The organism is Dolichospermum sp. LEGE 00246 (assembly GCF_015207865.1).
Classification (GTDB): domain Bacteria; phylum Cyanobacteriota; class Cyanobacteriia; order Cyanobacteriales; family Nostocaceae; genus Dolichospermum; species Dolichospermum heterosporum.
In genome coordinates this window covers 1-1092 of record NZ_JADEWA010000767.1, presented here as the reverse complement: position 1 = coordinate 1092, position 1092 = coordinate 1, and the positions used below count along the sequence as shown (strand labels likewise).

2 protein-coding genes are annotated in these 1092 nt (G+C 44.6%); both read left to right on the top strand.

Annotated features, from left to right (window positions below; translation table 11 throughout):
* Window positions 1–340: 340 nt before the first annotated feature.
* Window positions 341–481, top strand: a complete 141-nt coding sequence (locus IQ228_RS26230) for a hypothetical protein (RefSeq protein ID WP_027404689.1) — start codon at window positions 341–343, stop codon at window positions 479–481.
* The gene (gene aroQ, locus IQ228_RS26225; RefSeq protein ID WP_051424455.1) at window positions 456–950 is read left to right on the top strand and encodes a type II 3-dehydroquinate dehydratase; all 495 of its coding nucleotides are present in this window, start codon (window positions 456–458) and stop codon (window positions 948–950) included. Before IQ228_RS26230 ends, aroQ begins: the two co-directional genes overlap by 26 nt.
* Window positions 951–1092: the final 142 nt, after the last annotated feature.

Genomic DNA, 1092 nt, shown 5'->3' with positions numbered 1-1092 from the left:
GTGGGGGGAGTAGGGGAGTGGGGGAGAGATTTCTTACTTCTGAACTCCTGAATGGGCGCAGTCCCTGCGCCCCTACCTCCTGATAGCGCAGCGTGGCCTTAGCGATACTCCTGAAATCGTGACTTCTGACTCCTAAATTCAAATCACTAATTACCCATTAGTAATTATGAATGTGATAATGTAATAAGTAAGGGAAAACACAAAATTAAAATTTCATAGTAGGAAACACCATACTTGTGGAAATGTGTCAACCCTGCCAAGGCTAGAAGTGCGATAATACGCCAGTTTCTGCGACCCGGTTAAATAAAATTGAGGTACTATCTCAGGAGCGGTCAGTTTAATGGATTATATAGAAAAGGTGCTGGAAAAGCTGAAAGAATTAGCGCGGAAGTTAATTGATAGTCTGCTAGGTCCAGAGGCTGAACCGGAACCGGAACTGATTCCGATTCCTGTACATGAACGTTCTATGCGCCGTCGCTAAAGTTTTTAAGGTGTGGGAGTTGAATTTGCCAGCTTTAAGTATTCTTGTGCTGCATGGACCAAACCTAAATTTGCTGGGACTTAGAGAACCGGGAATTTATGGTTCGTTGACTTTGGCAGAAATTAATCGCTTGTTAGAGTCCAAAGCAATGGAACTGCAAGCAGATATTTTGTTCATGCAGTCAAATAATGAAGGGGTTTTAGTAGATGCTATTCACGGGGCATTAGGAAAGCATCAGGGGATTGTGATTAACGCTGGGGCTTACACTCATACTAGTGTGGCTTTGCGGGATGCGATCGCTGCTGTTAATTTACCTACTGTTGAAGTACATCTGAGTAATATTTATCGTCGGGAAGATTTCCGTCATCATTCTTATATCGCACCAGTGGTAATTGGCCAAATCAGTGGCTTTGGCGCTCAAAGTTATTTGTTAGGTCTGGAAGCACTGGTGTATTATTTAAATCAGTAATAGGTGACAGGTGACAGGTGACAGGTGACAGGTGACAGGTGACAGGTGACAGGTGACAGGTGACAGGTGACAGGTGACAGGTGACAGGTGACAGGTGACAGGTGACAGGTGACAGGTGACAGGTGACAGGTGACAGGTGACA

Excerpts from the sequence above, each read along its gene's own strand:
- IQ228_RS26230 (WP_027404689.1), top strand. The coding sequence starts at position 341 with ATGGATTATATAGAAAAGGTGCTGGAAAAGCTGAAAGAATTAGCGCGG.
- aroQ (WP_051424455.1), top strand. The coding sequence starts at position 456 with ATGAACGTTCTATGCGCCGTCGCTAAAGTTTTTAAGGTGTGGGAGTTG.